This is a genomic window from Ferruginibacter profundus, from assembly GCF_054783275.1.
This window is the reverse complement of record NZ_BAAGQW010000002.1, coordinates 1231363-1257072: the sequence shown is the minus strand read 5'-3', so window position 1 is coordinate 1257072 and position 25710 is coordinate 1231363. Positions and strand designations below refer to the sequence as shown.

22 protein-coding genes are annotated in these 25710 nt (G+C 40.0%); 7 read left to right on the top strand and 15 right to left on the bottom strand.

Going from position 1 to position 25710, the window contains the following annotated elements; genetic code table 11:
• Positions 1-104: 104 nt before the first annotated feature.
• Together secA and ACYVM0_RS15525 are read left to right on the top strand one after the other, a co-directional pair.
• On the top strand, positions 105-3431 hold the full coding sequence (gene secA, locus ACYVM0_RS15530; RefSeq protein ID WP_460558296.1) for a preprotein translocase subunit SecA: 3327 nt from the start codon (positions 105-107) through the stop codon (positions 3429-3431).
• 175 nt (positions 3432-3606) lie between these two features.
• Complete coding sequence (locus tag ACYVM0_RS15525; protein ID WP_460558294.1) at positions 3607-6405, top strand: TonB-dependent receptor; 2799 nt, start codon at positions 3607-3609, stop codon at positions 6403-6405.
• Positions 6406-6485: 80 nt separating this feature from the next.
• Here the strand turns inward: ACYVM0_RS15525 and ACYVM0_RS15520 are convergent, their stop codons facing one another.
• A complete protein-coding gene (locus tag ACYVM0_RS15520) occupies positions 6486-7133 on the bottom strand; it encodes a hypothetical protein (RefSeq protein WP_460558292.1) in 648 nt (215 codons plus the stop codon).
• A gap of 171 nt (positions 7134-7304) precedes the next feature.
• Here ACYVM0_RS15520 and ACYVM0_RS15515 point away from each other — a divergent pair, with 171 nt between their 5' ends.
• Positions 7305-8201, top strand: coding sequence for an SAM hydrolase/SAM-dependent halogenase family protein (locus ACYVM0_RS15515; protein WP_460558290.1), 897 nt, complete (start codon positions 7305-7307; stop codon positions 8199-8201).
• Positions 8202-8307: 106 nt separating this feature from the next.
• Here ACYVM0_RS15515 and ACYVM0_RS15510 read toward each other — a convergent pair whose 3' ends face one another.
• Positions 8308-9501: a pyridoxal phosphate-dependent aminotransferase gene (locus tag ACYVM0_RS15510; protein ID WP_460558288.1), complete on the bottom strand. Its 1194-nt coding sequence runs from the start codon at positions 9499-9501 to the stop codon at positions 8308-8310.
• 170 nt (positions 9502-9671) lie between these two features.
• On the opposite strand from ACYVM0_RS15510, the gene ACYVM0_RS15505 reads away from it, so the two are divergent.
• Positions 9672-10844: a THUMP domain-containing class I SAM-dependent RNA methyltransferase gene (locus ACYVM0_RS15505; RefSeq protein ID WP_460558286.1), complete on the top strand. Its 1173-nt coding sequence runs from the start codon at positions 9672-9674 to the stop codon at positions 10842-10844.
• Between the two features lie 86 nt (positions 10845-10930).
• Here ACYVM0_RS15505 and ACYVM0_RS15500 read toward each other — a convergent pair whose 3' ends face one another.
• From ACYVM0_RS15500 to ACYVM0_RS15480, 5 genes are all read right to left on the bottom strand, one after another.
• The gene (locus ACYVM0_RS15500; protein WP_460558284.1) at positions 10931-11695 is read right to left on the bottom strand and encodes an NYN domain-containing protein; all 765 of its coding nucleotides are present in this window, start codon (positions 11693-11695) and stop codon (positions 10931-10933) included.
• 31 nt (positions 11696-11726) lie between these two features.
• The gene (locus ACYVM0_RS15495) at positions 11727-12356 is read right to left on the bottom strand and encodes a Pr6Pr family membrane protein (protein ID WP_460558282.1); all 630 of its coding nucleotides are present in this window, start codon (positions 12354-12356) and stop codon (positions 11727-11729) included.
• A gap of 85 nt (positions 12357-12441) precedes the next feature.
• Complete coding sequence (locus ACYVM0_RS15490) at positions 12442-12669, bottom strand: VF530 family protein (RefSeq protein ID WP_460558280.1); 228 nt, start codon at positions 12667-12669, stop codon at positions 12442-12444.
• Positions 12670-12672: 3 nt separating this feature from the next.
• Positions 12673-13551 (bottom strand): DUF6263 family protein, encoded by an 879-nt coding sequence (locus tag ACYVM0_RS15485; RefSeq protein ID WP_460558278.1) that lies wholly within the window; start codon positions 13549-13551, stop codon positions 12673-12675.
• 93 nt (positions 13552-13644) lie between these two features.
• The gene (locus tag ACYVM0_RS15480) at positions 13645-14877 is read right to left on the bottom strand and encodes an NADP-dependent isocitrate dehydrogenase (protein ID WP_460558276.1); all 1233 of its coding nucleotides are present in this window, start codon (positions 14875-14877) and stop codon (positions 13645-13647) included.
• Positions 14878-15140: 263 nt separating this feature from the next.
• On the opposite strand from ACYVM0_RS15480, the gene ACYVM0_RS15475 reads away from it, so the two are divergent.
• Positions 15141-16025, top strand: a complete 885-nt coding sequence (locus ACYVM0_RS15475; RefSeq protein ID WP_460558274.1) for a T9SS type A sorting domain-containing protein — start codon at positions 15141-15143, stop codon at positions 16023-16025.
• Between the two features lie 187 nt (positions 16026-16212).
• Here ACYVM0_RS15475 and icd read toward each other — a convergent pair whose 3' ends face one another.
• From icd to ACYVM0_RS15450, 5 genes are all read right to left on the bottom strand, one after another.
• Positions 16213-17523 carry an isocitrate/isopropylmalate dehydrogenase family protein gene (gene icd, locus ACYVM0_RS15470; RefSeq protein ID WP_460558272.1) on the bottom strand — a complete coding sequence of 437 codons (1311 nt, stop codon included), beginning with the start codon at positions 17521-17523 and terminating at the stop codon, positions 16213-16215.
• Between the two features lie 187 nt (positions 17524-17710).
• Positions 17711-19510 (bottom strand): carboxypeptidase-like regulatory domain-containing protein, encoded by a 1800-nt coding sequence (locus ACYVM0_RS15465; protein WP_460558270.1) that lies wholly within the window; start codon positions 19508-19510, stop codon positions 17711-17713.
• Positions 19511-19588: 78 nt separating this feature from the next.
• Positions 19589-20056: a GNAT family N-acetyltransferase gene (locus ACYVM0_RS15460; protein WP_460558268.1), complete on the bottom strand. Its 468-nt coding sequence runs from the start codon at positions 20054-20056 to the stop codon at positions 19589-19591.
• Positions 20057-20058: 2 nt separating this feature from the next.
• Positions 20059-20517, bottom strand: coding sequence for a hypothetical protein (locus ACYVM0_RS15455; protein ID WP_460558266.1), 459 nt, complete (start codon positions 20515-20517; stop codon positions 20059-20061).
• 2 nt (positions 20518-20519) lie between these two features.
• Complete coding sequence (locus tag ACYVM0_RS15450) at positions 20520-21746, bottom strand: trans-sulfuration enzyme family protein (RefSeq protein WP_460558264.1); 1227 nt, start codon at positions 21744-21746, stop codon at positions 20520-20522.
• A 66-nt stretch (positions 21747-21812) separates the two neighbouring features.
• On the opposite strand from ACYVM0_RS15450, the gene ACYVM0_RS15445 reads away from it, so the two are divergent.
• Positions 21813-22307, top strand: a complete 495-nt coding sequence (locus ACYVM0_RS15445) for a DinB family protein (RefSeq protein ID WP_460558262.1) — start codon at positions 21813-21815, stop codon at positions 22305-22307.
• A 55-nt stretch (positions 22308-22362) separates the two neighbouring features.
• Here ACYVM0_RS15445 and ACYVM0_RS15440 read toward each other — a convergent pair whose 3' ends face one another.
• From ACYVM0_RS15440 to ACYVM0_RS15430, 3 genes are all read right to left on the bottom strand, one after another.
• Positions 22363-23073: a hypothetical protein gene (locus tag ACYVM0_RS15440; RefSeq protein ID WP_460558260.1), complete on the bottom strand. Its 711-nt coding sequence runs from the start codon at positions 23071-23073 to the stop codon at positions 22363-22365.
• A gap of 22 nt (positions 23074-23095) precedes the next feature.
• Positions 23096-24214: an MnmA/TRMU family protein gene (gene mnmA / locus ACYVM0_RS15435; RefSeq protein WP_460558258.1), complete on the bottom strand. Its 1119-nt coding sequence runs from the start codon at positions 24212-24214 to the stop codon at positions 23096-23098.
• 98 nt (positions 24215-24312) lie between these two features.
• Positions 24313-24708, bottom strand: a complete 396-nt coding sequence (locus ACYVM0_RS15430; RefSeq protein WP_460558256.1) for a TonB family protein — start codon at positions 24706-24708, stop codon at positions 24313-24315.
• 69 nt (positions 24709-24777) lie between these two features.
• Here ACYVM0_RS15430 and ACYVM0_RS15425 point away from each other — a divergent pair, with 69 nt between their 5' ends.
• Positions 24778-25572, top strand: a complete 795-nt coding sequence (locus ACYVM0_RS15425) for a thymidylate synthase (protein WP_460558254.1) — start codon at positions 24778-24780, stop codon at positions 25570-25572.
• Positions 25573-25710: the final 138 nt, after the last annotated feature.

Here is a 25710-nt window from a genome sequence, read left to right as displayed (position 1 = left end):
AATTGCTGTCAATTTGGCTTTAATTATGTTTTCAGCACCATATTTGACAACACAATAATCTTTATAATTAATTATTTATACAATACCCAACAACACTGAATTTTATGTTAGGCATTATTTCAAAACTATTTGGCGGCAGTAAGAGTGAGAAAGACGTAAAAAAAATTACCCCACAGGTAGATAAGATCAACCAGTTTTTTGCACAATACCAATCATTAAGCAATGATGAACTGCGTGGCAAAACTGCTGAATTTAAACAGCGCATTGCTGCTCATCTTACCGCAATCGACAAAACCATTGCCGATAAAAAGCAGGTTGCAGAGGAATTACCCGTTGCAGAAATTAACAGCAGGGATATTATCTATAAAGAGATAGACGAACTTAAAAAAACAAGGGATAAGCAGATCGAAGAAATTCTGGAACAGTTATTACCCGAAGCTTTTGCGGTAGTAAAAGAAACCAGCCGTAGGTTTAAAGAAAACGAAACATTGGAAAGTACAGCCACAGACCTGGACAGGGATCTTGCTGTAAAAAAAGACCAGGTAACAATAGTTGGAAGTAAGGCCATTCATAAAAATACCTGGACGGCAGGTGGTGGCGCAGTAACCTGGAACATGGTGCATTACGATGTACAGCTGATAGGCGGTACCGTATTACACTCCGGCAAAATCGCCGAAATGGCAACGGGTGAGGGTAAAACCCTGGTAAGTACTTTGCCTGCTTACCTTAACGCTTTGGCAGGCGAAGGCGTACACATTGTAACAGTGAACGACTACCTGGCTAGAAGGGATAGCGAATGGAACGGGCCAATTTTTGAATGGCTGGGCTTAAGGGTGGATTGTATTGACAAGCATGAACCCAATACTGATGCCAGGCGCAATGCCTATAATGCCGATATTACCTATGGTACCAACAATGAATTTGGTTTTGATTACCTGAGAGATAATATGGTGCATACCCCTGATGAAATGGTGCAGCGTAAACCACATTTTGCCATGGTGGATGAAGTGGATAGTGTATTGATTGACGATGCCCGTACACCGCTGATCATTAGTGGACCGGTTGGCCATAGTGATAATACCCAACAGTTTTTTGATCTTAAACCACGTATAGAAAAATTATTGGAAGCACAGCGTAAAGCGGTTAACCAGTTTTTAATTGAAGCCAAGAAAAAGATTGCCGAAGGTAACGATGATCCAAAAGATGGGGGACTGGCCTTGATGAGGGCCCACCGCGGTTTACCAAAGAATGGTGCTTTAATTAAATTTTTAAGTGAACCTGGTATCAGGGTGAAACTGCAGAAGAGTGAAAATTACTATTTAGCCGATCAGCAAAAACAAATGCCTAAGGTTGATGAGGAATTGTTTTTTAACATCGATGAAAAAAATAACCAGGTAGACCTTACTGATAAAGGTATTCAACTGATCACCAGGGCAGGAGAAGATCCTAATTTCTTTATTGTTCCGGATATATCTACCAAATTAGCCGACATCGAAAAAAGTGATGCCAGTGCCGAAGATAAATTACATAGCAAGGAAGCATTGCTGAATGATTACTCTGTAAAAGTTGACCGTATACATACTGTACAGCAATTACTAAAGGCTTACACTTTATTTGATAAAGATGTGGAGTATGTAATTATTGATGATGCTGTAAAAATTGTTGATGAACAAACAGGCCGTATCATGGAGGGCCGTCGTTACTCCGATGGTTTGCACCAGGCGCTGGAAGCAAAAGAAAATGTAAAGATTGAAGCCTCTACGCAAACTTATGCAACAGTTACTTTGCAGAATTACTTCCGTATGTATCATAAACTTTGTGGTATGACGGGTACTGCCGAAACTGAGGCTGCAGAATTGTGGAGCATTTATAAATTAGATGTGGTAACCATTCCTACTAACGTAAAGGCTATACGAAAAGACGAACAGGACCTTGTGTATAAAACCAAACGTGAAAAGTATAAAGCTGTAATTGACGAAATAGAAAAATTGCGTATTGCAGGACGACCTTGCCTGGTAGGTACCACTTCTGTTGAAGTAAGTGAATTACTGGCAAGAATGCTGAAGCAAAAAAATATTCCGCATAATGTATTGAACGCAAAACAACATGCTAAAGAAGCTCAGGTAGTTGCCGAAGCAGGTTTTGCAGGTGCTGTTACTATTGCTACCAACATGGCGGGCCGTGGTACCGATATTAAATTAGGCCCCGGTGTTAAAGAAGCCGGTGGTTTGGCTATCTTAGGTACAGAGCGCCATGAAAGCCGCCGTGTAGACAGGCAGTTACGTGGGCGTGCCGGTCGCCAGGGTGATCCCGGCAGCAGCCAGTTCTTTGTAAGCCTGGAAGATGACCTGATGCGTATGTTTGGCAGTGAGCGTATAGCAGGATTGATGGATAGGATGGGGTATAAGGAAGGCGAAGTGATCCAGCACAGCATGATCTCTAAATCAATTGAAAGGGCACAGAAAAAAGTAGAAGAAAATAACTTTGGTATAAGAAAACGTTTGCTGGAATATGATGATGTAATGAACAAGCAACGTAACGTGGTATATGGCAAACGCAACCATGCATTGTTTGGAGAACGCCTGGCACTTGACCTGGATAATGCATTCTATTCTGTTGCCGATGGTTTGATCAACTCATTTAAAGAAGGTAACGATCATGATGGATTTAAATTAGCCGCCATTGTAAACTTTGGTATTGATACCACTATTACTGCGGAAGAACTAAGCAAGGATGACGCTAACAGCTTAACAGAACGTTTGTATACAGAGGCTATAACACAATACCGCCGTAAAACAGATGCGATGATTGAGCAAACCCTGCCGATCATTAAAAATATCCGTAAAGAACAAGGTACACATATTGAAAATGTACAGGTACCATTTACAGATGGTAAAAAAGGTATACAGGCATTAGCAAACCTGGATAAATATTTAGCCAGCAACGGAAGGGAATTGAATGATGCACTGGAACGCAGCATTACCTTAGCTTTAATTGATGATGCATGGAAAGAGCATTTACGTGCGATGGATGATTTACGCCACAGTGTTCAAACTGCCGGTTACGAACAAAAAGATCCGTTGGTGATATACAAGATAGAGGCCTTTAGTGCATTTAAACAAATGGATGATGAGGTAAACAAAAATATTGTGAGCTTCCTTTGTCATTGCGGTATACCAATGGAACAGCAACAGCCGGGTAATTTAAGAGAAGGCCGTGAGCAAAAGACTGACCTTAGTAAAATGCGTGCCAATAAAGCTGAGATTGATGCCGCCGGCGAAGATTACGCCGCCAACGAAAAAGATTATTACGATCCTTCCGAAGGTATAAAACAAGCACCGGTAAAAGTAGAAAAGCTGCCGGGCCGTAATGACCAATGCCCGTGCGGTAGTGGAAAGAAATATAAAAACTGTCACGGCAAAGAAGCATAAATATCTCTAAGTAATTTTAATTATCACCGTCCCCAACTTGTAGGGGACGGTTTTTTGTTACCCAACTGTTATTCGATCAACCAGGTAAACGCTGTGGTTTTAATAACTCAATTTATTTTATTAGTTTTACTGCCTGCTTGTTATCCCGCTTTTTATCAACCAAAACTATGTTATTATGAGACAATTATTATTGACAGTATCCTTAATTTTCAGCAGTTACCTTTTGTTGGCACAACAAACGATAACGGTAAAAGTAAAAGATGCAAAAACAGGAGATCCTGTAACCAGTGCATCAGTAGTTGTAAAATCAACCGGTAAAGGTGCTTCTACCAACAACGATGGTGTCTTCATCATCCAGGTTAAAGCGTCGGATGTTTTAGAAGTAACCAGCGTTGGTTATAAACCCCAGTTAGTAAAGCTTACAGGGTCAAACGAAATCACTGTTTTTCTTGAAGTGGCTTCTCTCGACCTGGGAGATATAGTTGTAATTGGTACACGTGGTGCAGCAAGAGCGAAAACAGAAACTGCAGTACCGGTAGATGTGATCAAAATAAACCAGGCCGGGTTACCTACTGCAAAAATGGATCTTACTTCAGTTTTAAATATGGCGGCGCCATCATTTAATTACAATAAACAAAGCGGTGCCGATGGAGCAGACCATGTTGACCTTGGTACACTGCGTGGCCTGGGACCCGACCAGACATTGGTGTTGATTAATGGCAAACGCCGCCACTCCACTGCCTTTGTAGCTTTATTTGGAACAAGGGGCAGAGGTGCATCAGGATCTGACCTGAATGCATTTCCTCAAAACGCAGTAGACAGGATAGAAATATTACGTGATGGTGCTTCGGCACAATATGGTAGTGATGCCATGGCTGGTGTAATGAACATCGTTCTTAAAAAAGATATTAATCACTGGACGATCAATACCGGCTGGGCTGGTTACTATGATAATAAATTCAATACTTCAAAATTCAATGAAGGCAACCAGTATTATTCCGGCAATAAAATTGATGGCGGCACATTTACCTTTTCTGCCAATAATGGCTTTGGGTTAGGTAAGAACGGGGGCTTCATTAATTTTTCTTTGGATTATCTGACACAAAATAAAACGTATCGCCAGGTAGATACCACCAACTGGCAAACGGATAAATATGCCTTACCCTATATCAATAGCGGCCGCAGGGCATTTGGCGATGGTTCTGTAAAAACTTACGGTACCATGTACAATATGGAATTGCCAATAAAAGATACAAAAACGGTGTTCTATTCATTTGGTAGTGTTAACCAGAAAGAATCGGATGCATTTGCCTACACAAGAAATTTAAGCGCCAAGCCTAAACGTTTTCCTACCAGTGCAGGTGGTGCCCCGATATTTGTACCTGGTATAATGAGGGTATCAAATGACGGCGAAACTTATTACAATCCTCATATCGGTACTAATATCAATGATGCCTCTATTGCTTTAGGCTTCAGGGGTATCAGTACAAAAAACTGGAACTGGGATGTGAGCCTTACCAATGGAAAAAATGATTTTCAATATTTCGGCGATAAAACATTCAACGCTTCATTAGTAGGCAATACCGAAAAAACTTATTTCCTTGACGGCGGATTCAGATTCAGGCAAGCTACTTTAAATGTAGACCTGAGTAAATCATTTAAATCTGTTGCACAGGGATTAAATATCGGTTACGGATTTGAGTACCGCAACGAAAAATATACTATCAATAAAGGAGAAGAAGCTTCTTATGCGGCTTACCCTAACAGTTATGACCTTGCACCCGGTGCACAGGGATTCCCCGGATTCAGCCCTGCCGACGTAGTTGATGCAAGGCGTTATAACTTTAGTGCTTACGGCGATGCCGAATTAAATGTTACCGATAAATGGCTGGTTGATGGAGCAGTTCGTTTGGAAACTTATTCCGATTTTGGTTCGGTAGCTACTTTTAAATTTGCGACCCGTTACAAAGTGGCTGATAATTTTAATTTAAGGGGATCAGTAAGTACAGGTTTCAGGGCCCCTTCTTTACAACAAATTAATTTCAGCAATACGCTTACTTCTTTTAGTAACGGGCAACTGGTACAATCACGTGTTTTACGCAATGGTGATCCTATTACCAAATCCATTGGTATTCCCGATTTGAAAGAAGAAACTTCACTAAATGCCAGTCTTGGTTTTGCATGGAAACCTGTAAGCGGATTTACAGTTACCGTAGACGGGTACATGATAAAAGTAAAAGACAGGGTTGTGTTATCAGGCTTGTTCAGCCAGGGTGATCCTTCTTTGCCCCAAAGTTTCAACGACCAGTTAGCAGCCCTGGGAGTATCCACGGCACAATTTTTTACCAACGCAGTTAATACCACCAATTACGGCGCAGATGTAGTGGCAGATTATACAAAAAAATGGGGTAGCCATAGTTTTAAAATATTGCTGGCAGGTAATTTTCAGGATATAAAACTGGACAAGATAAATGTACCGGCAGCATTAAGTACCACTACATTGAATAAAAATACTTTTTATAGTGACAGGGAAATTGCCTTCTTAAAAGCATCGGCGCCCAAAGCGAAATTTAATTTGAACCTGGATTATGGTTGTGGTAAGCTGGGCTTTGGTACACACCTTACCTATTATGGTGGTATTAAGTTATTGGGCTTTGGAGATTCCACACCTGATAATCCATACAACTCCGGTATTAATCCAATGGTGCCTTCTGATGCCAACGGCACGTATGTACCTGAAGTATTTGATTACAAAGGAAAGCTGGTAACAGATCTTTTTGCATCTTATAAATTCTGTAACCAGGCTACCATTTTTCTTGGAGCCGATAATATTTTTAATGTACATCCTAACCTTGGCGTTAATCCATTGGCAAAAGGCTGGGCTGGTGATAATGAAAGCGGCGGCCCATGGGATAGCGTGCAGATGGGCTTTAACGGTATGAAATTATTTACTAAGCTGGTGCTTAATTTTTAATACTGTATTCCGGTTTTAAAAAAGGTGGTGAACTTTCAAGTTCACCACCTTTTTTATTTAATAAAATATTTAAAGAGAACTTATCTTATTGTTATGCCATAAGAAACAGCAAATGATAATCTTTTTACTCTGTATTTAAAAAAATCCTCGGGAGAGTATTGGCTGATTGTTTTTAAATAAGCAGTGACATAATCAATTTGCTTTTCTATCCCCAGCTTAAGAAGCCCTTCATTGTTTTTGGAATAAAAAATACCGAGATTAAACAGGGCCCCGTTTCTGAATTTATAAATATAATCATCCTGCGAAAAAAATATAAAACCTTCAGCAGCTTCAATTCCGATAGTGCTTTTTTCAGGAGCCCATATTGTATACCGCTGAGTCAGTTGCAGGGAGGGCCTTAGGGTGGTTCTTTTTAAATTGTAAATTACCGGAGAGTGTTCTGAATAATGCACATGGATGCCTGTTTGCAACCCCAGTTTTAAGTTAGCTGCAGCAGCATAGGATATAGTACCCAGCAAATTAAAATAAGGGTGATCAAATTTTTTTCTTGAATAATATTGAAGGCTTACGAAAGAGGGGTTAGTTATATAGGTGCGTTCAAGGTCGTTACTAAATGATTTTCTTACGCCAAAACTCAGGTCAATACCAATCTTCTTTTGGGCGAATGCAAAACTTGTACAGAATAGCAGGAATAAATAAATATGACGGCGGATGATGCTGATAAACATAAGGTGATAGTTTAGTCTTATTGCGAAGGATCAAAAAATCAAGCAGTCATAATTTTTGCAACAGGTAACAAGGATAGATAATTTTTACCGGGCCTGCAAATTTTCTGTTCGTAAAAGCTTCGATTTAACTATTTTGCAACTATTACTTTTATAACTGAAATGCCTTTACAGATGAATAAGATTATCGCTGCTTTATTATTTCCCTTTGTTTTTTCTATAAGTACAATACTTGCTCAAAACAAGATCGTAGTCTTTCAATCAGATTTTGGAGTAAAGGATGGCGCCGTATCGGCAATGAAAGGCGTGGCGATGGGTGTAGACAGCAGCCTGAAATTATTTGATCTCACCCATGAAATCCCGGCGTATAATATCTGGGAAGCCGCTTATCGCCTGGAACAAACGGTGCAATACTGGCCGGCCGGCACCGTGTTTGTATCTGTAGTTGACCCCGGGGTAGGAACGGACAGAAAATCTGTTGTGCTAAAAACAAAAGCGGGGCATTTTATTGTTACACCGGATAATGGTACGCTTACTTTAATTGCTGCATCAGAAGGTATTGCAGCCATAAGAGAAATTGATGAAGCGGTGAACAGGAGAAAAGGCTCGGAAAAATCTTATACTTTTCATGGACGTGATGTGTATGCGTATACAGCTGCAAGGTTAGCTGCAGGTGTGATCAGTTTTGAACAGGTGGGGAAATTATTGCCTGAAGCAGTAGTGAGCATTCCTTACCAGAAAGCAACTATAGAAAATAAAAAAGTAAAAGGCACCATCGCTATTTTAGATATCCAGTATGGTAATATCTGGACCAATATTACTGCCGACATTTTTAAACAGCTGGATGCAAAAGTGGGCGATAAATTACACGTTGTAATTTATCAGCATAAAATAAAAAAATACGAAGGCTATATGCCTTATGCCGAAACTTTTGGTGCCGTTGCAAAAGGCAAACCATTGTTGTATTTAAATAGTTTGTTGCAGGTTTCATTTGCATTGAATATGGATAATTTTTCTGTAGTGCATAAAGTGTATAGCGGCAGCGAATGGACGGTGGAAGTTTCTAAATAAAATGATTATTTAAAAACAATTAAGTATACAGTATGGTATAAAGTACAAGAGAGCAAATTCATTTGCTCTCTTGTACTTTATAATAATTTATTTCAACGTCATCCTGCTACAACCTTCCGGGATATTCTTCTAAAGCTTTTTCCAAACAATCCATAGCAGCATTAATTGCAGTTGTATTTAGCACATAAGCCAAACGCACTTCCTGTTTGCCTAAACCCGGTGTGCCATAAAAGCCTGTAGCTGGCGCCAGCATTACTGTTTGCCCGTTGTAACTAAATGATTCCAGTAACCATTGACAAAAAGTATCGCTGTCATCTATCGGCAATTTTGCCATGGCATAAAATGCACCTCCGGGGTTAGGGCAAAATACACCAGGTATTGCGTTCAATCTTTTTACAATAGTATCCCTGCGTAATTTATATTCTGCTTTAGTGGTATCAAAATAATCATCCGGTAAGTCAACAGCAGCTTCGCCTAAAATTTGGGCAAAAGATGGAGGGCTTAATCTTGCCTGTGCCAACTTCATTGCAGCACCCAGCAAGGCGGCGTTTTTTGTTACAAATGCACCAATGCGTCCGCCACAGGCGCTGTAACGTTTACTGATCGTGTCCATCAATATTACATTATCATCCACACCGGTTAAATGCATGGCACTGGTATGGGTGCCTTCGTAACAAAATTCACGGTAGGCCTCATCAGCAAATAAATACAGGTTGTGTTTAAGGATGATCTGCTTCAATACTTCCATTTCGGCGGCACTGTATAAATATCCTGTTGGATTATTGGGGTTGCAGATAACGATCGCTTTTGTTTTTGCAGTGATAGCTTTCTCAAAATCTTCAATGGGCGGTAATGCAAAACCATTTTCAATAGATGATGTGATAGGCTTTACAATTACACCGGCTTCTACAGCAAATCCATTGTAATTGGCATAAAAAGGCTCGGGAATGATCACTTCGTCACCGGCATCCATGCAGGCCATAAAACCAAAGATGATGGCTTCACTGCCACCTGTTGTAATAATGATCTGTTCAGGGGTAACATTAATGCCCACTTTTTTATAATACTGCGTAAGTTTTTTACGGTAGCTTTCATTACCTGCACTATGGCTGTATTCCAATACTTTAAAATCGGCATTGCGTACCGCATCCAGGCATTGTTTGGGTGTTTCAATATCAGGCTGCCCTATGTTTAAATGATACACTTTGGTACCCTTTTTTTTAGCCGCTTCGGCATAAGGTACCAGTTTACGAATGGGAGAGGCGGGCATTTGTAAGCCCCGGTTACTGATTGTTAGCATGGCGCAAATATAAAGCAGAACCGCCTGCGGCGGTAATAGGAACGCAGATTTTTATGATAATTATGATATACACAGATAAGATCGTAATAAATTAATCCCCGTCTTTAAAATCTGCGTTCCCGAAAAAAGTACTGAAATTGCTTAGGTGTTTTTTAAAGTATCTTTGCGCTATGCAAATTTTTGAAATCATCAGCCGTATAATTGTAACCTGCAGTAATCGTCTTTCGCCACATTTACAAATGGAAATTGAAGCATTGGGGTTAAAGCCCATACGTATTTTTAAAACCGGTGTGGAATTACATGGCAATTTGCATGATTGTATCAGGCTGAACCTGAATTTGCGCTGCGCCAGCCAGGTATTGTTTTCTGTAAAAGAATTTACGGCTTTTAACGCCGATGCTTTATACAAAACTTTATTGGATTTTGAATGGGAAGACATTATTCCTGCAGAAGGTTATTTTTCTATCACCAGTAATGTAGATAATGAAACCATCACCAATAATTTATTTGCCAATGTAAAAGTGAAAGATGCTATTGTTGACAGGTTCAGGAATAAAACAGGGCAACGCCCCAACAGCGGTCCGGAATTAAACCAAACGGTAATTCATTTATACTGGAAAGAAACTATTGCAGAAATATTTATTGATACTTCGGGAGAAACTTTATCCAAACATGGCTACAGGAAAATTCCGGGAAAAGCACCGATGCTGGAAAGCCTTGCCGCAGCCACTTTGTTAGCAAGCCGTTGGGATAGAAAATCGGCATTCATTAATCCGATGTGCGGTTCAGGTACCGTTGCCATTGAAGCCGCATTGCTTGCCACTAACCGTAAGCCGGGATTGCTAAGGCACAATTATGCTTTTATGCACCTGGTAAATTATGACGAACAATTGTATGTAAAAGAATTTTCCAAATTAGAGGCACAGGTTACTACTATGCCGGAATTAAAAATTATTGCTACTGACATCAGCGAAGATGCGGTAAGCATTTCAAAAATAAATGCCGGCATTGCAGGTGTGGAAGAAATGATTGAATTTGATGTATGCGATTTTGAAGAAACGAAACTTATAGAAAATGAAGCTGGCGTGGTGTATTTTAATCCGGAGTATGGTGATCGTTTGGGGGTAGAGGCAGAACTGGAAATTACTTATAAACGCATTGGTGATTTTTTAAAAAAGAAATGTAAAGGTTATACCGGCTACATCTTCACGGGCAATTTAGAACTGGCAAAAAAAATCGGCTTAAAACCTAAAAGACGAATTGAATTTTATACAAGCAAGATTGATTGCAGGTTATTGGAGTATGAGTTATATGACGGAAGTCGTGAAAAACGTGAGGCGTGAAATCGTCAGACATGAATCGTGGGTTACCGCTCGGTTAAATAGTTATTTGGTCTCACTAATTTAATACTCTGCTCAAGTTTCACTACTCATGCCTCTTTATTCCTGATATACACCAGCTTTATCCCCGCCTTATCTGTTTCTCTTTTATCAATTTCAAATTGTGGTAAAGATTTTATCAGTGGGGTTAGTTTTTGAAAACCATAATTCCTCGGATCAAAATTGGGTTGCTTTTTCAATACTAAATTGCCTACATCTCCTAAAAAGGCCCAGCCATTTTCATCGGCCAGGTCATTAATGGTATGAGCAATTAATTTCAATGTTTCTTTATTCAGTTTATCAACTAATGCTTTAGGTTTTGGATTAGCAGCTTTTGTTTTTGTGGTGCTGGTTTCTTCAGGCTCGGCTTCAAATGCAGGAATGATCTCCATGTAAATGAATTTATCGCAGGCTACAATAAATGGATTGGGGGTTTTCTTTTGGCCGATGCCAAATACTTTCATGCCGGCTTCTCTTAACCTTGTAGCCAGCCTGGTAAAATCACTGTCGCTGCTTACAATACAAAAACCATCTACTTTACCGGAGTATAAAATGTCCATCGCATCAATGATCAAAGCACTGTCGCTGCTGTTTTTGCCACTGGTATAACTGTATTGCTGAATAGGCGTGATAGCATTTTCCAGCAACACATTCTTCCAGCCACTGATAGTTGGTTTGGTCCAGTCGCCATAAATTCTTTTAAAAGTGGGGGTGCCGTATTTGGCAATTTCTTCCATTACACCTTTTACATTGCTGTAAGGCACATTATCGGCATCAATTAAAACAGCCAGGCGAATATCTTTTTGTATTTCCATACTTTGTATTTCAAATACAATTTACTCTTTTTTATGCAGAACGTTTGCTCATTGCTTTTGCAATACCGATAAACAAGGCGGCAATTACAACAAAAGCAAATGTTACAAAAATGCAGTTGATAAATACTTTGTTGTAACCAAAACTATCTACATCAACAAAAGGATAAGGGTACCAATGCGCCAGCGGGCCCCGTAATAATGTATAGATAATGTACAACAGGGGATAGGCCAGCCAGGGAAAAATATTTTTCCATTCAATATTTAGTTTGGGCACAAATTGTAACCAGAAAATAATAAAGCCTGATGGGATGACACTATGCAGTAATTCATCGGCAACTTTTGGCCATCCCTGTGGAGCCCATTGAAAACGTAAAATGGTATTATAGATCAAGCCAACTATTGTGATGTACACAACTGTTGCGGTTAAGGTTTTCGGTCTTGCAAAAAAGTTGCCGGTTACTGCAATGCCTTTAAAAAAAACAATTGTAAAACTTAGCGCTACCAATATATTGGTGAGTATGGTAAAATAGCTGAAGTAGCGTACAATAGTTTCGGGAATACCAGCTAAGCGGTTTTGAATGATAAGGTATAGCTGCAATAGTAAAGCAAGCCATCCAACTATAGCGCCAACAGCGGCATAGGTTTTTGTTGATGACGACATAAGGTGTAGTTTGTAAAATAAAGTTAGGGTAAAACAAGCGTATGGTCACCTCTTGTTTTACCCTCGATATTTAGTGCACTGGTGTTTAGTAACCACCATCAACAGAACTGATATATAACGCTTCCACTTTTTTTCTGGCCCACTCCGTTTTGCGTAAAAATTTTAATGAAGAATTAATGCTGGGGTTATCAATAAAACAATTGATACGAATGGTATCACCCAGCTCTTCCCAACCATATTTGTTCACTAAATATTCCAGTATGGCTTTTAAAGTGATACCATGCAGCGGGTCTTTATGGGCAGCCTTGTTCATCAATTATTTATTGCTTAAAAAATAGTCTGCTTTAATGGTCATCGGTACTTTTTGTCCGGCCATTTCCATATCTGCTTTTACATCCATTTTGTAAGAGCCATTTTCAAGATAACCATCTTTCATTGCAATGGTAAGCATTCCTTTTTGTGTGCCCGACATCGACATGGCAATTGACATGCCATTTTGTTTCATATCTCCTTTGCCATCAATAAGGCCATCCACATCAATATCTGCCATGCCATTTTTAACACCCACCAATTTATATTTTATGCTTACCTGCATATCTATATTGGCAAGGTTTACTTTTGACTTAGAGGTCCAGGTTTCCCCTATTCTAACCGGTTTGGAAGGATACATACTGAACATCATACCAAACATATTATTCATCTGGTCTTTCGAAAACATTTTTTCCATCATCTGCTTGGTGGCTTCGTTATCGGTGCTGTTCAGCATCAGCGAATCAAAACCCTTTACCCCGGTGATTTCGTTGGTGGGGGATAATTCTATAAGAACCGATTTACCGATCATTTTTCCAACAGATTCATTCATGATGCTATCCATATTAATAGCGGCCATGGCTTTATTGCCCATATCCATTCCCATATGCATTTTGGTATAGGTTAATTGTAATTCCTTGCCGGTGCTGGTAGTATCGGCCACTTCAAATGTTATGCCTGCATCCATATTCATTTTCATGTCCATTGCCTGGCCCATTACATTCATCTTCATGTTCATATCCATTTTGATATTCTGATGAAAAGTATCAGCTTTATTCATCCTCATCTTAATGGTATAAGCTTCTCCGGTAAGACCACTATTACAGGAGGATACTACTACACAGCATGCAGTGGCTACTAAAAGGAACAGGTTGATTTTTTTCATAAAAAATATGATTGGTTGATTAATGAGGGTATAAATGTAAACTAAAAAGGCAACTATTACAGTTGCCTTTTCTTATTTTGTTTTAAATAGATTTTACAATCCCATCTTCGCTTTTAAGTTAGCGTCAATAGCATCTAAAAATTCTTCGGTGTATAGATAATGGTCACCATGTTTTACTTTGTTGCCATGTATACAAACTGCAAGATCTTTTGTCATTTTGCCGCTTTCAACGGTTTCAATACAAACAGCTTCCAGTGCATTACAAAAATCGATCAGTGGCTGGTTATCATCTAATTTACCACGAAAGGCCAAACCTCTCGTCCATGCAAAAATGGATGCAATAGGATTGGTAGATGTTGGTTTACCTGCCTGGTGCTCCCTGTAATGGCGGGTAACGGTACCGTGTGCAGCTTCTGCTTCCATGGTTTTGCCATCAGGTGTAACCAATACAGAAGTCATTAAACCCAATGAACCAAAACCTTGTGCTACAGTATCACTCTGTACATCACCATCATAGTTTTTACAAGCCCATACAAAGTTGCCATTCCATTTTAAGGCACTGGCTACCATGTCATCGATCAGGCGGTGTTCATAAGTAATGCCTGCTTCGGTAAAGGCAGTTTTAAATTCTTTCTGGTAAACTTCTTCAAAAATATCTTTAAAGCGGCCGTCGTATTTTTTAAGAATAGTGTTTTTTGTAGACAGGTACAAAGGCCATTTTTTGCTGAGTGCCATGTTAAAGCAACTCCTGGCAAAGCCATAAATACTTTCGTCGGTATTGTACATGCACATAGCAACGCCGTCGCCTTTATAATTGTACACCTCAAAAGTCTGAGCTTCACCCCCGCCTTCCGGAGTAAAGGTCATGGTTAACTTTCCTTTGCCTTTTATTACGGTATCAGTAGCACGGTACTGGTCGCCAAAAGCATGGCGGCCAACAATGATAGGTGCCGTCCAGTTTGTAACCAAACGGGGAACGTTCTGCATTACAATCGGCTCACGAAAAACGGTACCGTCTAAAATATTACGGATAGTGCCGTTGGGAGATTTCCACATTTGTTTCAGCTTAAATTCTTCCACCCTTTGTTCATCAGGTGTAATGGTGGCGCATTTAATACCTACCCCACAGGCTTTAATAGCATTGGCCGCATCAATAGTAACCTGGTCGTTGGTCTCGTCACGGTATTCCATACCCAGGTCATAATACTGAATAGGTACATCCAGGTAAGGGAGAATTAATTTGTCTTTAATGAATTTCCAGATGATCCTTGTCATCTCGTCGCCGTCCAGTTCCACCACCGGATTTGCTACTTTTATTTTTGCCATGTCAATTAAATTGTTTTGGGGTAAAATTACAGAAATACTGGTGTATTATCAGCATTTTACTCATATTGATAAACGCAGAGTGCCTGTGTTTAAGTTTTACCCTGCATTTTTATAAAATGAACAGCATGTAACCGGGTAAAAAATTATCTGTAAAACGATACAACTATTTTCCTTGTCTTTTCGACTAAGAACCTGAAACAAACTCCTTTGAAAGGCTAAAGAGCTTTTTATTTATATTATTTAATCATTTTAAATCGGAGTTTGTGAAAAAATTATCTACATTTTTTGTTTCCCTGTTATTTTTATTTTCGGCCCATGCCACGCTTTATACCGGCACTTTAAGCAGTGCAACAGGTACTGCAGGCAGTGCCGTTACAGTTACCTTTAACCTTACCAGCGGCCCGGCCATTAGCGAACTGGTGATTTACTCTTCAATTTTGGGCACCGTAACACCGCTTACTACGGCCAATAACCCGGTTTTTGGTATTTATAATAATAATTACACGGCCACCTTTACCGTACCATCCGGATACCCGAATGGCACACCCGTATTTTTTACCATAAGTTCCAACCCGTTTGGCACCGTATATGGTAATACAAGTCCGTTCCCTATGTACACTATTTTACCCATCACCTATATCAGTAACTCGGCCAGGTATATTGAAGCCGGAAATAAGGTGGCTTTAAACTGGAAAATCGGCTCTACAGATGGTGTAAAAGAATTTAAGATCATGCGTAGTACCGACGGCTTCAACTTTACAAAGATCGGTACTGTGTTACCGGGTTCAACCACCGATTATACCTACGAAGATTACCTGCCTAATACAACCGTAAATTATTACTATAAAATTTCGGGAGTAACCATGGATGGTATGGTAAAAGAAACAGGAAGAATGCTGATTAAAAAAAGCGATAAAAATGCGGCACCGGTTATTTTAAATAACGGGAATGTAAAAAATGAGCTGCTGGTTACGGGGGTTAACCTGATGGATTATAAAACCGGTGAAGTAAAAGTTTTTGATGTAACGGGCCGCAGCTATGCAGCCACTATACAAAGCAGCAATTCCATTTTTGTTAGTACGTTATCTGCAGGTATGTATTTTCTAAAGATCAAAGATCTGCCTGCCCTCAGTTTTATGGAAAAATAATTGAGCAGCCCATTTAGCAAATTGTTTAAAAGATAGTTTATTTATCATTACGGCATCGGAAACTATACTCATGAAAACAAATAAAATCTGAATACCTGACAAGCCAAAAAATAGCAGCAGAAAAAACCCGGTTATTACCGGGCTTTTTTATTACTGTATTTTTTAGTATTTCGAAAATCGACGGGTATTACAAACTGGAGCTTTTTTTCAATTGAGCTTCACCGGTTACGGTACCCATATTGTTTATGATCTCTGCACCAAACTCACTTGTTTTTAATAAGGTTGCGCCGCTCATTAAATTGTAAAAATCTATTGTTACCCGCTTGCGCATAATTGCCGCCTGCAAGGCATCGGTGATAAGGTCTGCAGCTTCTTTCCAGCCGATATACTCCAGCAACATACAACCGCTTAAAATTACCGAAGAAGGGTTCATGCTGTTAGTGCCTGCAAATTTTGGGGCCGTACCATGTGTGGCTTCAAATACAGCATAACCGGTTTTGTAGTTGATGTTAGCACCCGGTGCAATACCAATACCACCCACTTCGGCTGCCAGGGCATCAGAAATATAATCGCCATTTAAGTTTAAAGTAGCCACTACCGAAAAGTCTTTAGGTGCAATCAGTATCTGCTGTAAAAAATTATCTGCTATCACATCTTTTACCAATAATTTTCCTTCGCTTAATGCTTTACGTTGTACTTCATTGGCATGTGCTTCGCCATGGTCTTTCTTCAGCTGATCCCATTCGTCCCAGGTAAAAGTTTTGTCGCCAAATTCCTGCCTGGCCACTTCATAGCCCCAGGTTTTAAAACCACCCTCGGTAAATTTCATGATATTGCCTTTATGCACCAGCGTTACCGAAGGCAGGTGGTGCTCCAGCGCATGTTCAATAGCAGCCCTTACCAATCTTTTGCTGCCTTCGTTACTAACTGGTTTTACACCATAACTGGAATCACCCGGGAAACGGATATTTTTCACGCCCATTTCTTCAATCAGGAATTTTTCAAATTTTAACGCTTCAGCGCTGCCGGCCTTCCATTCTATACCGGCATAAATATCTTCGGTATTCTCCCTGAAAATTACCATATCCACCTGCTCCGGATGTACTACCGGGGAAGGCACACCTTTGAACCATTTTACCGGACGCACACAGGCATACAGGTCAAGGTCCTGCCGCATGGCTACATTGAGTGAACGGATGCCACCGCCAATAGGAGTAGTTAAAGGACCTTTTATAGAAACGATATAATCTTTCGCAGTTTGTAAGGTATCGGCAGGCAGCCATTCCCCGGTTTGTTTAAATGCTTTTTCGCCGGCCAGCATTTCTTTCCAGTTTATTTTGCGGCTGCCACCATAAGCTCTTTCTACAGCGGTATTAAAAACTTCTTCTGCCACTTTCCATATTTCGGGGCCAATACCATCGCCTTCAATAAACGGGATAGTTGGGTTGTTGGGCACATGTAGTTTTCCGTTGGTACCCATTGTAATTTTTTCTGCCATAAATAATTTATTTTGTTTAAACAGTTATCCTGATGCAGCACACATTAATGGCGCCTGTTCCGGGAGAGATTTGTGTGCCACCTCGGAATCGCACTTTTGTACAATACATCTTTATTGAAACTTTTTTTGTGTTGCAAATTTACAACATGTGCTGATATGGGAAAGCAGAAGATTTTAGTTCAAAAAATCAGGTTCTTCTTCTTGTTCTGAAAGAGCCGGAAACTATATGAGTAGCACTTCCATTAGTTCTTTCAGCAAAAATGCCTGAAAAATTTCCTGAAACAAATTGTCCAACAGGGCCGTATTCTATGATGTTTACATAAGTAAAAGGGTTTGTTGGAAGTAAAACCTGGGAAGGTATTTTAGAGGTAACAAATTCCCTGAGTTCCTGGTTACTGTTTGCAGCCATACCAAATCCACGGAAATCTATGTAGGTAAAATGAGTGCTTACCGGTTTGTCCTGGGCAGTAACGTAACCTTCAGGGGAGGTTGCTGAACCTGTAAATGAAATACTGTCTTGCGGAGTTGTCAGCAAATAATTTGTACCATCTATGCTGTAATAAAAATATTCCTGTGAAGAAATACCACAGGCAGTTAAATTGCCTGCGGCATTAGCTCCGGGATGTATGGTAATATTGATAGGAGCGCTTTGTTGTAAAGTGGCTGTATCTTCTGCAAACAGAGTGATACTTGAAGTATTGCCACACATAATTCTTGAAAAGCTAAAACTGCCATTGCTGTTTAGCGGGTATTTATTGTACTCATTGAATTCCGATACAAAAACATATCCATTGCTCACGGGGTTGTTGCTGCAATTGGTGACTGTGCCGCTTATTATTGCAATAGCATTATTGGTAGAAATATTGATGTTGCCTAAAGAAACAGGGACATTGGTGGTGGTAAATGTAGTTGAATATGCAGGTGTGGTACAAATACCTGAACTAAATACTTCCAGTAACAATTGTGCATTACCGGGAACCGGGCCACTGACATAACCTGCGGCATTGGTATGCGCATATCTAAAATTAGCGGGGTTATTTACACTGGAAATTTTTACAATTGCGTTGGCAACGGATTGAAAGCTATTGACATCAGTAATAATAGTACAATCAAACTGTACAAGAGGTCCTTGCACATCATAATTCCAAAAAGAAAAATGACTTACCTCTCCTATATAGTTACTGCCCGTCTTATTTGCACTGCCTTCCTGTTTCCATAAGCCATTGATTTCATCAAAATACCATAAAGGAATTGTTGCAGGTGCTGTTGAAGATAAAGCAGTAGGAATTGGTAAACTTAATATAGCTTTTTTGCCGGATGCAATTTGTAATAACTCTCCGCCGGTTCCGGTTAATTCAACAGCAGCCATACCATAAGTGCTTAATAATTGTACATTTCCATCAGAGTTTACGCCACGTAAATCGCCTGGCATTATTTGAGGTAATTCATTACTGACAGGATTTATCCAGTAAGCGGCAATATTTACAGTGCCGGTATAAACGGTATTGGTAGTAGTGGTAATAACGCTGTTATCAGGTAAGGTGATACTTAATCCATTGCTTAATGTAACGGTACCGCCTGCACTTGCACTAACTGTTCCTGCTATAGTTTTTGGGATAAGTTTTATTCTGAAAAAAGCACTTTTACCAGCTTGTGCAATATAGGTTTTGATACCTTTAAAATAACCGGGTCTTGTAACAGTAACCGTTGCCGCGTCTTTTACCACCTCAACATTCTTTGCTTCAAAATAACCATATTTATCTGTGGTAATTATAGCTGTACCAAACTGAACGCTGGCGTTTTTTACGGGCAGGTCGTTTTCATCGGTAACAAAACCGCTTACGGAAGAAGTTACTTTGGTAGTTAAATCGGGAGGGCTTAATAAAGTGTTTTCATTAGTGTTTTTTCTGCAAGCTGTGAAAAAAGCAATGCAGCAGATGGTCAATAGTAATAGTACCGGTATTTTCGAACGGAAATAGCTTCTCATAATGATGTATAAGCGTTAGTCAATATACGGACAAGATACATTATTAAAAAGTTGCCTGTAAGAATAAGTATTGTGAAATTAAAATGGCTGTAACGGGAAATTAATACTGCAATTCACCCATTCCCCATCAAACTTTACCCCTGCTAATTTTTTATAAAAATTTATTGCCGGTTCATTCCAGTCTAATACCTGCCACATCATACCGCTGAATTGTTGTGCTTTACATTCTTCAATAAGGCTATCAAATAATAATTTACCAATACCCCTGCCTCTCATTTTTTCTGTAACCAGCAAATCTTCTAAGTACATGCGTTGCCCTTTCCAGGTACTGTAGCGTACATACCATAATGCAAAGCCTTCTACCCGGCCATTGTCTTCGGCAACAAATGCCCACCATACCGGGTTTTCTCCAAAACCACTTTTTACAAAATGGTCAAAATCTACAGTTACTTCTTCGGGTGCTTTTTCATATATGGCTAACTCCCTGATGAGTTCCATCATCCGGGCACAATCTTCCTGAACTGCTTTTCTTATGATTACTGGCATTATTAAAATTTTATGACTGAAAATACAACTGTTAATTGTAATGTTATGGCAATGGCCAGGCAAATGATCCAGCCCCGAAACCATGTGAGTGATACACCGGTATTTTTTACATTACTGAAATATAAAGCGATCATTACTGCTACTGCAATCAACAAAGACGAAACAAAAAATGTTGCTGAATTATAATGGCTCCATGTGGCCATCACCGCATAAGGCAATAAAATTATGGAGCCTGCCAAACAGGTTGCGCCAATATTTTTTATAAAATCCCATTTTTTATTTTTTAAAAAGAAAAAAGCTGCAGCAATTTGCAAACTCCACTTAGCACCTGCAATACCTGTTGATAATAATTTTTGCTGCAGGCTGCTGTACAGCGGGCACACATCCACAAACCACCAGGTGATTGCCGTAGAGAGTATGAAATAAATTATGGCCAGGGATATCTTTTTACTGTTGTTCATTTTTATCTCAGCGCCTGTTCTAAATCCATTAAAATATCCTGTACGTTTTCAATACCTACACTCATGCGTATCAAGCCATCGGTAATACCATATAGTTCTCTTTTTTCTTTGGGCACACTGAAATGCGTCATGCTTGCAGGGTGGCAAAGTAAAGTATCGCAGGTGCCTAACGAAACTGCACGTATGCACATCTGTAAGTTGTCGATACATTTTTTAGCTGCTTCCAGGCCATCTTTCATTTCGAAGCTCAGCATGGCGCCCGGGTGACGCATTTGTCTGGCACCGGTCTTATAATCAGGATGCGAATGCAATCCTAAATAATTCACTTTGCTGATAGCAGGATGCTGCTCTAAAAAATGAGCTACTTCCATGGCATTATGGCAATGGCGGTCCATACGAACTTCTAAAGTTTTCATGCCCATGGTTAATAAGAAGGCATCAAAAGGATTGCTGTTGCCGCCTAATAAACGATGCACTTTAGTAACATGCGTATTCATTTTTTCTATATCTCTTCCTAGCAGCACGCCGCCAATGGCTGTGCCATGACCATTTAAAAATTTGGTGGTACTATGAAAAACATAATCCACACCATATTTAAAAGGCTGTTGTAAATATGGTGTTGCAAACGTATTGTCGCAGGCAACAATAAGGTTATGTTGTTGGGCAAGATTGGTAAGTGCTTCAATATCCACACAATTTAAAGTGGGATTGGCAGGCGTTTCTAAATACAACATTTTAATGGCACTATCTGCTTTCATCAGTTCTGCCGCTTTATTCAGATCCCTCAGGTCGGCAATGATGGCTTCAATACCCAATGGGGGTAAAATTCTTTCTACTAAATCCTGTGTGCCGCCGTATAAAGAAAAATGTGTAAGAATTTTGTCACCGCTTTTTAAATTGCTGATGAGTAATGTGCTTAATGCCGCCATACCGCTGGAATGCAAAATGGCTTTCAATTCCAAAGGGTTGCCTGCATGATCTGTAACACCAAAACTTTCCAGTGCTGCAATTTTTTCTTCTGATTCAGAGATGGTGGGGTTGCCCCAACGGCTGTAGATATACCCTTTTTCTTCGCCGCTGAACCTGCGCATACCTTGCTCTGCTTCGTCAAACACATACGTGCTGCTGGCGTAAATAGGCGTTAAGTGTGCATAGTTAGGATCGGCGGTATGGCCGGCATGAATGGCGAGAGAACTGAAACCTGTAAGCGGCATTTTTTTTTCAGACATGTTTTTTAATTGATACTGTTGTAAGTAATAATTGATAATTTAGGGTATTCAAAAGTACAGAAAACCATGAAGGAATTATTACAACAGTATGCCGCTTATAATGTTTGGGCCAATAATATCTTATTTGAAAGAATTGCAAAGCTTAACGAAGAAAAGATACAGCAGGAAATAGTAAGCAGTTTCCCTTCTGTATACAAAACAGTAGTGCATATGTGGCAGGCCGAAAATATCTGGTGGCAACGGCTTCAGTTAGTAGAAAACATCAGTGCTTTAAGTGAAACTTTTAAAGGCAGTTTTGCAGATGCTGTTGCAGGCCTTGCTGATCAAAGCCGGCAATGGGCCGCCTGGGTAAATGCTGCTAACGATGCTCAGTTGACTGATGTATTTGCTTTTGTACGTAACAAAGAACCGTTTACAATGAAGGTAGCTGATATGCTGTTACATCTTTTTAATCATGCAACTTTTCATAGGGGGCAGCTGGTAACCTTATTAAGACAACTGGGAGAAACAGAGCATATTCCTTCTACCGATTTTTCTACCTATACCAGGCTGAAAAAATAGGGCAATAAAAAAGCTGCATGGTACATGCAGCTATAAGTTTTTTGTAAGTATATCTTTAATTGTGGTCGATCATTTTTAAAATAACGCCGTAGGAATTATCAGAATAAGTGCCATTGGCATTGCCTTTGTTCCAGTACAAAAAATTGCGGTATACCAGGCCAATACCTTTTGCATATTTGGCTTCGCTAAAAGTTCTGTCAATTGCAGTTTGGTCGTCTATTTCAGAAACTTTAATAGTGCTGTCAACAGTTAAAGCACCAATTTTTGCAGGCATATTCAGGCTGTCGTAATAATAATCCCAATCATCATAATATTTAAGATAAGGCGTTTGCGAATTGGTATTGATGTAGGAGTTGCCTTTCCAGGTATAATCCTGCTGGATAGGTTCTTTTAATTTCATAAAACGCAGGTTGTTCTCCACCCATTCAAGAGTAGTGCCCGTATTGATAGCCATAAAAGTATTATCGGCCACCCAAGCTGCAGTTGGTGTGCTGCGGATATATCTTATAATACGGTAGCCGGGCCTGCCCAGGTTATCTGTAACCTGTGCATCCACCACCTGTTTTACCTGGTAGCTTTTTGTGGAAGCCGAAGTACCGAAATTATCATAATAAACGATAGAATCCAGGCTGTAAGTAATGTACTTGCCTACTGTTAGGGGGAAATAATCGCTTAACGGGGCAGTAGGGAATTCCTCTGTAGTTTTTTTACAGGCACTAAACGTAACCAGTGAAGCGATGGCAATAAAGGAAAATAATTTTCTCATAAGTTATACATTACAGACGCTATTATAAGCTAAAAGGCTGCTCATTCCGCTGAATAACTCCTCCGCCGATCACATCATCACCTTCATAAAAAACAGCACTCTGCCCGGGGGCAATACCTTTTACATTATCATAAAAACGTACATTGATGCCATTTTCGTATGTAAAGAGGTTAGAAAGCGCACCTTTATCTTTATAGCGGATCTTCGTTACGGCTTCCATACCTTCAGTAACGCCTTCGTATTTTAACCAATTGAGTTTGGTCACTTTCATTTCGGTGCGGTTCAGGTCATCTTCTTCGCCCAGTACCACGGTATTGGTTTCGGGGATGATCTCGGTAACAAATGCCGGCTTGCCTAAAGCAATATCCAGGCCTTTACGCTGACCGATGGTATAGAAAGGATAGCCTTTGTGCTTACCTAGAATCTTGCCATTTTTATCTACAAAAGAACCGCCGTCCACTCTTTCTTCCAGGCCGTCTACCTTGCGTTTTAAAAAGCCGCGGTAGTCGTTATCAGGCACAAAACAAATTTCGTAGCTCTCGCTTTTTTTAGCCAGTTCGGGGTAGCCAAAATCATGCGCCATCTGGCGTATTGCTGTTTTGCGGTAAGTGCCTAATGGTAAAATAGTTCTGCTCAGCAAATCCTGCTGTAATCCCCACAGGGCATAGCTTTGGTCCTTGGTTTCATCCAGGCCTTTGCGTAAAAAATACCTGCCGTTGGTATGCTGGTGCACCTGTGCATAGTGGCCTGTAGAAATAAAATCGCAGCCTAAGGCATCGGCACGTTTCATCAGTGCCCGCCATTTGATATGCGTATTGCACATTACACAGGGGTTGGGTGTACGGCCGGCAATATATTCATCCACAAAATTCTCAATTACAAAATCGCCGAACTCTTCCCGTATGTCCAAAATAAAATGCGGAAAGCCGTGATGTACAGCGGCTTGCCGGGCATCATTAAAACTATCCAGGTTGCAGCAGCCGGTTTCTTTTTTGCCGGAGGTACCTACACTGCTGGCATAATCCCATGTTTTCATGGTAATGCCCACCACTTCATACCCTTGCTTATGAAGCATCAAAGCCGCTACGGTACTGTCTATACCGCCGCTCATCGCCATTAAAACTTTTCCTTTTTTACTCATGATAATTTCTCCGCTGCAAAGATAGGGCTTAGTTGATAGTTCATAGTTGATGGTTGAGGTTTGGGGTTTTCGATTTGGGGAGTTTTTTGGATGGCTGGCTAATCATCGTCTGGATTAGCGAAGGTTAAAGGAAATCTTACTTTTCTTTTATTACACCAATAACTTTTACATTTGAGGTTACAGTTGTTTTGGAAAGATATCATAAGGTTGACGACCCTCAGTGCTTCTTTATCATATTCAGAGCCAAGACTTTGTACAATCTTTGCGTTGCCAGCAGTACACGCCGAATCTATTTCATATTCAACGATCACCGTTCCGGATAATTTATTTTCGTCGGGGAGGTCGGGATACCTTACTTGAAAATTACGTTGGCATTTGCATGCATTGCTGTCTTTTTTTGCATCTTGAGCTAATAATTTAAAAGGGAAGAGCAGGATAATTAATGTGGTAAAATGGTTCATGTCATTTAAGAAGCAGATTTTAAAGAATTGCATAAATGCACTTTAAACAAGTCTTAATAAGTTTCGGATCTTGACTTTCAACTTTTCGTTTATTTTGCACTCATGCAACAATACCTTGATCTAGTTAAACATATAATTGAAACCGGAACGGATAAAAGTGACCGTACCGGTACCGGCACCAGGAGCGTTTTTGGCTACCAGATGCGCTTTGATCTTAGCAAAGGATTTCCTTTGGTGACCACTAAAAAAACGCATTTAAAAAGTATTATTTACGAATTGCTCTGGTTTTTACAGGGCGATACCAATATTGGCTATTTAAAAGAACACAATGTAAAAATATGGGACGAATGGGCTGATGAAAATGGTGACCTGGGGCCGGTTTACGGCAAACAATGGCGCAGCTGGACAGGAGCTGATGGGGTGGAGGTAGACCAGGTAAAAGACCTGATTCACCAGGTAAAAAATAATCCCGATAGCAGGCGCATGATCATCAGTGCTTGGAATGTGGCGGAATTGCCAAAGATGAAACTGATGCCTTGTCATTGCCTGTTTCAATTTTACGTAGCCAACGGAAAATTAAGTTGCCAGTTGTACCAACGCAGCGCAGATGTATTTTTAGGTGTGCCTTTTAATATCGCCTCCTATGCTTTATTAACCATGATGATTGCACAGGTTTGTGATTTAGAACCGGGAGAATTTGTACATAGTTTTGGCGATGTACATTTATACAGCAATCATTTTGAACAAGCGAACCTGCAATTAACACGTACCCCATTTCCATTACCAACAATGAAAATCAATCCCGAAGTAAAAGATATTTTCAGTTTTAAATATGAAGATTTTGAATTGCTCAATTATCAGTCTCATCCGGGGATAAAGGCGCCGGTGGCCGTGTAAGCTACCATTATTGCCAGCGGAATGTAGTTGTATAAGTATAGATTCCGCTGGCAATAAAATATTTCTTCTTTGTGTTTTTTGTCTTTTGCAAAATAATTTATGGCCTGTGTTAAAAATTATTGCTAGCGGAATCTATGT

Coding starts and splice junctions, on each gene's coding strand:
- ACYVM0_RS15505 (WP_460558286.1), top strand. CDS start 9,672: ATGCAAATTTTTGAAATCATCAGCCGTATAATTGTAACCTGCAGTAAT.
- ACYVM0_RS15510 (WP_460558288.1), bottom strand. CDS start 9,501: ATGCTAACAATCAGTAACCGGGGCTTACAAATGCCCGCCTCTCCCATT.
- ACYVM0_RS15500 (WP_460558284.1), bottom strand. CDS start 11,695: ATGGAAATACAAAAAGATATTCGCCTGGCTGTTTTAATTGATGCCGAT.
- ACYVM0_RS15520 (WP_460558292.1), bottom strand. CDS start 7,133: ATGTTTATCAGCATCATCCGCCGTCATATTTATTTATTCCTGCTATTC.
- ACYVM0_RS15515 (WP_460558290.1), top strand. CDS start 7,305: ATGAATAAGATTATCGCTGCTTTATTATTTCCCTTTGTTTTTTCTATA.
- icd (WP_460558272.1), bottom strand. CDS start 17,523: ATGGCAGAAAAAATTACAATGGGTACCAACGGAAAACTACATGTGCCC.
- ACYVM0_RS15445 (WP_460558262.1), top strand. CDS start 21,813: ATGAAGGAATTATTACAACAGTATGCCGCTTATAATGTTTGGGCCAAT.
- ACYVM0_RS15480 (WP_460558276.1), bottom strand. CDS start 14,877: ATGGCAAAAATAAAAGTAGCAAATCCGGTGGTGGAACTGGACGGCGAC.
- ACYVM0_RS15490 (WP_460558280.1), bottom strand. CDS start 12,669: ATGAACAAGGCTGCCCATAAAGACCCGCTGCATGGTATCACTTTAAAA.
- ACYVM0_RS15525 (WP_460558294.1), top strand. CDS start 3,607: ATGAGACAATTATTATTGACAGTATCCTTAATTTTCAGCAGTTACCTT.
- ACYVM0_RS15485 (WP_460558278.1), bottom strand. CDS start 13,551: ATGAAAAAAATCAACCTGTTCCTTTTAGTAGCCACTGCATGCTGTGTA.
- ACYVM0_RS15460 (WP_460558268.1), bottom strand. CDS start 20,056: ATGCCAGTAATCATAAGAAAAGCAGTTCAGGAAGATTGTGCCCGGATG.
- ACYVM0_RS15455 (WP_460558266.1), bottom strand. CDS start 20,517: ATGAACAACAGTAAAAAGATATCCCTGGCCATAATTTATTTCATACTC.
- ACYVM0_RS15465 (WP_460558270.1), bottom strand. CDS start 19,510: ATGAGAAGCTATTTCCGTTCGAAAATACCGGTACTATTACTATTGACC.
- ACYVM0_RS15495 (WP_460558282.1), bottom strand. CDS start 12,356: ATGTCGTCATCAACAAAAACCTATGCCGCTGTTGGCGCTATAGTTGGA.
- ACYVM0_RS15450 (WP_460558264.1), bottom strand. CDS start 21,746: ATGTCTGAAAAAAAAATGCCGCTTACAGGTTTCAGTTCTCTCGCCATT.
- mnmA (WP_460558258.1), bottom strand. CDS start 24,214: ATGAGTAAAAAAGGAAAAGTTTTAATGGCGATGAGCGGCGGTATAGAC.
- secA (WP_460558296.1), top strand. CDS start 105: ATGTTAGGCATTATTTCAAAACTATTTGGCGGCAGTAAGAGTGAGAAA.
- ACYVM0_RS15440 (WP_460558260.1), bottom strand. CDS start 23,073: ATGAGAAAATTATTTTCCTTTATTGCCATCGCTTCACTGGTTACGTTT.
- ACYVM0_RS15430 (WP_460558256.1), bottom strand. CDS start 24,708: ATGCAATTCTTTAAAATCTGCTTCTTAAATGACATGAACCATTTTACC.
- ACYVM0_RS15425 (WP_460558254.1), top strand. CDS start 24,778: ATGCAACAATACCTTGATCTAGTTAAACATATAATTGAAACCGGAACG.